This window comes from Protofrankia sp. Cj3 (assembly GCF_917627355.1).
Lineage (GTDB): Bacteria > Actinomycetota > Actinomycetes > Frankiales > Frankiaceae > Protofrankia.
This window is the reverse complement of sequence record NZ_CAKJTR010000059.1, coordinates 5,470-12,801: the sequence shown is the minus strand read 5'-3', so window position 1 is coordinate 12,801 and position 7,332 is coordinate 5,470. Positions and strand designations below refer to the sequence as shown.

7 protein-coding genes are annotated in these 7,332 nt (G+C 69.2%); 5 read left to right on the top strand and 2 right to left on the bottom strand.

Translation table 11 applies throughout. The features are described from left to right. The first annotated feature begins 213 nt into the window (after positions 1-213). The 5 genes from panC to MJ783_RS10410 are packed head-to-tail and all read left to right on the top strand — an operon-like array spanning position 214 to position 5,243. Positions 214-1,113 carry a pantoate--beta-alanine ligase gene (gene panC / locus MJ783_RS10430; protein WP_239310195.1) on the top strand — a complete coding sequence of 300 codons (900 nt, stop codon included), beginning with the start codon at positions 214-216 and terminating at the stop codon, positions 1,111-1,113. Positions 1,114-1,115: 2 nt separating this feature from the next. Further along, positions 1,116-1,619, top strand: a complete 504-nt coding sequence (panD, locus tag MJ783_RS10425) for an aspartate 1-decarboxylase (protein ID WP_239310194.1) — start codon at positions 1,116-1,118, stop codon at positions 1,617-1,619. Then, a complete protein-coding gene (locus tag MJ783_RS10420; protein WP_239310193.1) occupies positions 1,616-3,394 on the top strand; it encodes an L-aspartate oxidase in 1,779 nt (592 codons plus the stop codon). Before panD ends, MJ783_RS10420 begins: the two co-directional genes overlap by 4 nt. After that, on the top strand, positions 3,394-4,491 hold the full coding sequence (gene nadC / locus MJ783_RS10415; RefSeq protein WP_239310192.1) for a carboxylating nicotinate-nucleotide diphosphorylase: 1,098 nt from the start codon (positions 3,394-3,396) through the stop codon (positions 4,489-4,491). The genes MJ783_RS10420 and nadC overlap by 1 nt, the downstream gene beginning before the upstream one ends. Then, on the top strand, positions 4,491-5,243 hold the full coding sequence (locus tag MJ783_RS10410; protein ID WP_239310191.1) for a type III pantothenate kinase: 753 nt from the start codon (positions 4,491-4,493) through the stop codon (positions 5,241-5,243). The genes nadC and MJ783_RS10410 overlap by 1 nt, the downstream gene beginning before the upstream one ends. A gap of 55 nt (positions 5,244-5,298) precedes the next feature. Here the strand turns inward: MJ783_RS10410 and MJ783_RS10405 are convergent, their stop codons facing one another. Further along, positions 5,299-5,862 carry a GNAT family N-acetyltransferase gene (locus MJ783_RS10405; protein WP_239310190.1) on the bottom strand — a complete coding sequence of 188 codons (564 nt, stop codon included), beginning with the start codon at positions 5,860-5,862 and terminating at the stop codon, positions 5,299-5,301. After that, positions 5,859-7,121, bottom strand: coding sequence for a helix-turn-helix transcriptional regulator (locus MJ783_RS10400; protein WP_239310189.1), 1,263 nt, complete (start codon positions 7,119-7,121; stop codon positions 5,859-5,861). Before MJ783_RS10400 ends, MJ783_RS10405 begins: the two co-directional genes overlap by 4 nt. Between the last annotated feature and the right edge of the window lie 211 nt (positions 7,122-7,332).

Genomic DNA, 7,332 nt, shown 5'->3' with positions numbered 1-7,332 from the left:
GCGGGCGGATGTCCGTCAGGCCGGGACAAGCCAAGGCCGGGCCACTGCCGTCGCCATTAGTTGATCTTCTTATAGAAGCTCTTTCTGTTCGCCCCGGCATGAAGATGGACATGAGTGCGATGTGCGGTGGGCAACAGTTGAGCGCGGGCGATTGCGGGCGCGTTACGCTGACCGCCGACGTCCGGTACCCCCACGAGGACTGGAACGACACTGATGGCCAAAGCTGGAACCACGACTTCGGCGCGCCCCCGACCCTCCGGCGGCGGAGAGCCCGCGCTGGCACACAGCCGAGCAGATCTTGAGGGACTGCTGCATTCATTACCTTTAGTGCCCAACCAAACGCGTGCGGTCGTAATGACGATGGGGGCATTGCACGCCGGGCACAGCGAACTGATCCGGGCCGCTCGCGCACGCGCCGATCAACTGATCGTAACGATCTTTGTCAACCCGCTCCAGTTCGGCCCGCGGGAGGATCTCTCGCGCTACCCCCGGACGCTCGACGCCGACCTGGAAATATGCGCCCGCGAGGGAGTGGACATAATCTTCGCGCCGGCGATCGTGCACGAGGCCCCACCGGCGGTCCGGGTCTGCGCCGGCCCACTCGGCGATCTGCTGGAAGGCGCGAGCCGTCCCGGTCATTTCGACGGTGTTCTCACAATCGTCGCGACACTGCTGCACCTCACCCGCCCGCAGCTGGCCTTCTTCGGCAAGAAGGACGCCCAGCAGCTCGTCCTTGTCCGCCGTATGGTGCGAGACCTCGCCTTCCCGACCGAAGTCGTCGGGGTGTCAACCGTCCGGGCACCGGATGGGCTGGCCCTGTCCAGCCGCAACGCCTACCTGACGACCCATCAGCACCAGGCCGCACTCGCGCTGTCGCGGGCGCTGGCCGTGGGGGTGAGCGTCGCGGACGAAGGCGCTGACGTGGTGCTCGAGGCCGCCGGGAACGTCCTTGCGTCCGAACCCGGCATTGACGTTGACTACCTCACTCTCGCCAGTCCCGACGACCTGACACCGGTACGCACCGGCCAGGCGCTGCTGCTGGTGGCGGCTCGTGTCGGCACCACCCGACTGATCGACAACATTGAGCTCACGCTGCCCGAGGAGGCCGGCTGACCGTGTTCCGGACCATGCTCAAATCAAAGATCCATCGAGCCACGGTCACTCAGGCCGACCTGCACTATGTTGGCTCGGTAACGATTGATGCCGGCCTGCTGGAGGATGCGGATCTGCTCCCCGGCGAGCAGGTCACAATCGTTGACATCGACAACGGTGCCCGGCTGGAGACCTATGCGATCGCCGGCCCGCGGGGCAGCGGGGTCATCGGGATCAACGGCGCCGCGGCCAGGCTCGTCCATCCCGGCGATCTGGTGATCATATTGTCGTACGCGGTCATGACCGATACGGACGCCCGCCGGTTCGCTCCACGGGTGCTCTTCGTGGATGCCGCCAACCGGGTCGTCGCCCACGGGGACGACCCGGCGCAGGCAATCCCGGACGACCCGTCGAGCCTGCGCGGGGACATCGTCGGCCAGCACGCCGCCCAGAGCGCCGCGATCCAGCCGGCGGGACGGCTGGCGTCAGCCGGCCAGGCATCGGCCAACCACCGGATCCGTACGTGACGGTCCTGCCATGCCGGCTCGGCGCGCCCCGGCCGGGGTGGACCCGCGAAACCGACATCGTCGTGATCGGGTCCGGGATCGCCGGGCTGACCGCCGTGCTGCACGCCCGCACGGCCGTGCCCGGCGGTCGGGTGCTACTGGTCACCAAGGCGCGCCTCGACGAGGGCTCGACCAGGTGGGCACAGGGCGGCATTGCCGCGGCGCTCGCTCCGGAGGACTCCCCCGACGATCACCTGACTGACACCCTGGTCGCCGGAGTCGGGCTGTGTGACGTCGATGCCGTCCGGATCCTGGTCACCGAAGGCCCGGCCCGGGTTCGGGAGCTCGCCGACCTCGGTGCCGCGTTCGACCGCGACAGCTCCACCGGTGGGTTCGCGTTGACCCGGGAAGGCGGCCACCTGCGCAACCGAGTTGTGCACGCCGGCGGGGACGCCACCGGCCTGGAGGTCGAGCGGGCACTGATCGCGGCGCTGCGCGCGGACCCGGGTGTCGAGGTGATCGAACACGCGCTCGTCCTCGACCTGCTGTTGGACGCGGACGGCAACGCCGCCGGAGTGACCCTGCACGTCCTCGGTGAGGGGACGGCAGACGGCGTGGGCGCCGTAACCGCCCGCGCGGTGATCCTCGCGACCGGCGGGATGGGACAGGTATTCGCTTCGACCACGAATCCGCCGGTCTCGACGGGGGACGGCGTGGCGCTGGCCCTGCGGGCCGGGGCAATCGTCACCGACCTGGAGTTCGTCCAGTTTCACCCGACCGCGCTGTGGCTGGCCGGACCCGGCGCCGCCGGTACGGCCCACAACCGAGGCGACCTCGTGCCCGGCCAGCAGCCCCTGGTCAGCGAGGCCATGCGGGGCGAGGGCGCCCGGCTGGTGGACGCCGCCGGCACCGCTGTCATGGCAGGTGTCCACCCGCTGATGGATCTCGCCCCACGCGACGTCGTGGCGAAACAGATGTCGCGCGTCATGGCGGCCCAGGGCGTCGATCATCTCTACCTGGACGCCCGCGGGCTGGGCGGCTCCACGCTGCTGCGCCGCTTCCCGACGATCACCGCCCGCTGCCGGGCCGCCGGGGTGGACCCGGTCAGCGCCCCGATTCCGGTCGCTCCGGCCGCGCACTATGCCAGCGGTGGTGTCCGGACGGACAGTTGGGGCCGCACCAGCGTCCCCGGTCTCTATGCCTGCGGCGAGGTCGCGTGCACAGGCGTGCACGGCGCGAACCGGCTGGCCTCCAACAGCCTGCTGGAAGGGCTGGTTTTCGCCGCCCGGATCGCCACCGACCTCGCCCGGGGGCTGCCGGCACCGGCGCGGCCCGAGGACCCGGTGGTGGGACGCGGCTCGGCCGGGCTTACCGGCCCCGCAACCCGCGCCAGCCTGGCCCGGGCGATGGCCGACGGCGCGGGGGTGCTGCGCAGCGCGGACAGCCTGCGCAGGAGCGCCAGAACGCTCACCGCCCTCGGGATGCCACGGGCTGGCGGGAACACGGTCACAGCCGGGCCGGACGCCTGGGAGACGACGAATCTGCGGACGGTCGCCACCGTGCTGGTCGCTGCCGCGGCGATGCGTCACGAGACGCGAGGCTCCCACTGGCGGGAGGATTTCCCCGACACCGATGATGGTGCGTGGCGTGGCCACATCCTCACCCGCCTGGATGCGGAGGGTGAGCTATCAGTGACATACGAGGCGTTGGATATTTCGGATATGTCAAACGCCGCGGGTGGCCCGCGCGTCCCGGACGCGAGCGCCGCCACGGGGCGGGCGTCGGACGCCGCCTGATGCCGCCATCACCGCCGCTGCCACCCCCAGCGTCGCTGCCCACGCCGGCCGGCGGCGAGCCGTCGCCGAGCGTGTCACCACTGTCAGCGGCAACCCGGGGCGGGCTGCTAGCCGCCGGTCTCGACCCGGAAGCGGTCATCGGGCTCGTCCGCCGGGCCCTTGTTGAAGATCTTGCCGACGGCCCGGCGGGACCGGTGGACGCGACGTCGGTCGCGACCGTGACGCCGGGGCTGCACGGCCGGGCCGCGATCGTCTCACGTGCGCCCGGGATCGTCGCCGGCCTCTCAGTGGCGGCCGCGGTGTTCGAGCTGGTTCTGGCCGAAGAGTACGGGCTACGGTATGACACGGCTGATGCCGAGCAGGCGCCGCGGTCTGTCGCCGAGCCTGTCGGGGAGCTGAACACAAAGATCATTTTTTCGGACGGCGACCGGGTGAACCCCGGTGACACCGTCCTGACCGTGGCCGGCCCGGTACTCGCGCTGCTCACCGCGGAGCGCAGCGCGCTGAACCTGATATGTCACCTGTCCGGGATCGCGACCGCGACCCGCCGCTGGGTAGACGCGGTCAACGGCACCGGCGCATTGATCCGCGACACCCGCAAGACCCTGCCAGGGCTACGTGCTCTGGAGAAGTACGCGGTACGTTGCGGCGGCGGGGTCAACCACCGGATGTCGCTGGCGGACGCCGCGCTCGTGAAGGACAACCATCTGATCGCCGCGGGCGGAGTGCTGGCGGCCTTCACCGCCGTGCGCACCCGTTTCCCCGGTCTGCCGATCGAGGTGGAATGCGACACACCGGCCCAGGTAATCGAGGCTGTGGCAGCTGGTGCGGATCTGATTCTCTGCGACAACATGGCCCCGGAGGAGTTACGTGAATCGGTCGCGATCGCGCACCCAGCCGGGGTGCGGGTGGAGGCCAGCGGAGGGCTGACGCTACGGGTCGCGCGGGCGGTCGCCGAGACCGGTGTCGACTTCCTGGCGGTGGGCGCGCTGACCCACTCCGCACCCGCGCTGGATCTCGGTCTCGATCTGAGTCTTGAACCGAGCCCGGATTCTGGTGGCCAGCCCGGTCGCGCCACGGAGACGGAGACGGACTGATGCTGCTCGCGATCGACATCGGCAACACCAACACCGTTCTAGGCGTCTTCGACAACGACGAGCTCATCGATTCCTGGCGGATACGTACCGACCCGCACGCCACGGCGGACGAACTGTCACTGCTGTTCCGCGGGCTGCTGCGGGGCTACAACGTCAACGGGGTATCGGTCTGCTCCACGGTGCCGGCGGCGTTACGAGAGATCCGCCGCATGCTGGTACGGACGTTTGACGGGATCCCCGCGGTCGTGGTAGAGCCCGGCACCCGCACCGGAGTGCCGATCCTCATCGACAACCCCAAGGAAGCCGGCGCCGACCGCATCATGAACACCCTCGCCGCACACCACCTGTACGGGGGGCCGGCGATCGTTGTCGACTTCGGGACGTCCACGAATCTGGATGTCGTCTCCAGCCGGGGTGAGTTCCTCGGTGGCGCCCTCGCTCCCGGCATCGAGATCGCCCTTGACGCGCTTGCGTCGCGGGCCGCGCAGCTACGGAAGGTCGAGCTCACACCGCCGCGGTCAGTGATCGGGAAAAGTACGGTGGAGGCGCTGCAGTCAGGAATGATCTATGGTGTGGTCGGGCAGGTGGACGGCCTGGTACGGCGCATCATCAACGAGCTGGACACAGCGCCCGTGGTTATCGCGACCGGCGGGCTCGCCTCGTTGATCATTGCTGAAAGCGAGACGCTGGCGTATCACGAACCGCATCTCACCCTTATCGGGCTGCGCCTGGTCTTCGCCAAGAACACGTAGACGGGTTTTCGACCCCCAGCCCAGGACCCCGCCAGACCGCCAGCGCCTGCGGACCTCACCCGCTGGTACGGGCCTCCCACGTCTGCCGGGTGATGGCGTAGACGTTGTTGTCCCGCCATGGGCCGATGGCGGACGCCTCACCTTGGAAGGTCATCCCGAGCTTCCGGGCGATCGCGTTCATCCCGGCGTTGTCCCGGTTCGTGAAGGTGACGATCTCGCCCACGGCAAGGGTGGCGAACCCCCAGGCGATCGCGGCACGGCATGCTTCCATACCGAGTCCTTCCCCCCAGCGGTCCCGGCGGATCGACACGGCGACCTCGACCCCGGGCCATCCTGGACCGAAGTAGAGCCCGGCCCGACCGAGGAATTCGCCGGTGCCCTTATCCTCGATGGCCCACATGCCATGGCCGAGCAGCACCCACATACCGATCAGATGGCTGATCAGCCGCTCTGTAGCGTCCCGGTCGAAGGTGCCGTTGAGGTGGCGCATAGTCTCCTCGTCGGCGTTCATCGCCGCGTACGGGTCGATATCATCCGCCCGCCAGCAGCGCAGGATCAGCCGGTCGGTGACCACGGTGGGTACGACGATGACGGTCGGCTTGCCGAGCGGGCCGCTCACGCCGTCAGCTCCGCCCGTGGTGCGGCAGCGAGCCGGTCACGGAAGTCTCTGACCGCAGGTAGCGCGCGATGGTCGGCCAGCATGGTCAGCATCTCCCCGGCGCGGTGGGTCACGGTGTGGGTGGGATGGCCATCGACGACGTCCAGGACCTGGATACCGACCCGGGCAGCCTCTTCCGGCTCTGGGCGTTCCCGGGAGATCAACGCTGCGGACAGGGTGAGCAGAGCATGTCCCCACTCCTCCCGGTTCGCTCGCGGCCCGGCGGCTTCATGCGCGGCTACGGACTGCCGCGCCCATGGCTCCGCCTCCTGGCCGTGCCCGATCGACGCGAGAGTGCCGGCCGTGAACATGCCCGCAGCCGCCTCCCCGAGCGGGAGGTCCCCCAGCCGCTGCGGTCCATCAGCCAGGGAGCGGTGCATCAGCGCCAGTTCGGCCCGGGCCGCCGCCGCGTTGCCGAGGCGTCCGTGGGCGCGTGCCCGGTACGCTGCGTTCCGGGCACGCAGGTACGGCGGATCAGACGGGCACCCGTCGAAGACAGCCACGGCCGCCTCATACCGCTTCCGGTAGTAGGCGATCGACGAGTGCATCCCGGCAACCGACGCGAGCAACACCGTGTCCTGCGTCTGCTCGGCGTACTGTCCGGCGAGCACGGCGAGATGCCGAGCCATGGCGAAGTCACCGAAGTTGAACGCTAGCCGGGAAGCGAAGTAGGACAGCCTTCCGGCCGCCAGACTCAACTGGCGATGTACGGCCAGGCTGCTCCGGCCCTTCAGCGCGGCGTCAACCTGAAGCCAGCGCCGTTCAACCTGGGGAAGAAGCACGGCGTGCGGGGTGACGGCGTAGACCGCGGCGATGCGGTCGATGTCGTCATCAATGTCCACGAGCGTCAGCGGATCAGGGTCGCCGCGCGCGATCTCCCGGGAGGTGTCCGCAGCAAGCGCGGACAGCATGGTGAACGCGCCTGCCCCCAACATCTGCCGCCGGTCCGTGGAACTCACCTCCTGCGGTTCGCCGATGCCGTGTCGCGCCCGGTAGATCCGCGCACGGAGCTGCACCAACTCTCCACCGGCACCCACCGCGGTGTCGATAGCCTCCACAACCACATCGGACGGCAGAAACCGGCCAGCTTCGGCCCGACTGATCCCAGCCCGGTCCAGGTTGGTACGCCGAGCGAGCTCGGCCAGACTGTGCATGCCCGCTTCGAGGCGTAACGCGCGGATACGCCCCGCAAGATGCGCGACCGCAGCCTGATCGTCCACCCGTGCCCCTCCTGCCCAGCATGACGACACGTGCGTGAGGCATGCGTGAGGCGTGAGGCGTGAGGCGTGCGTCAACGGCGTCTCACGCGATCACAACTAGCCACCCGTCACGCACCGTCATGAAATGTACCGTGTCAGCACGATAACCAGCTGACCACCTAGCCGATACGCACATGGGGGATCATGAGCGACGGCAGACCGCCTGCGCCTG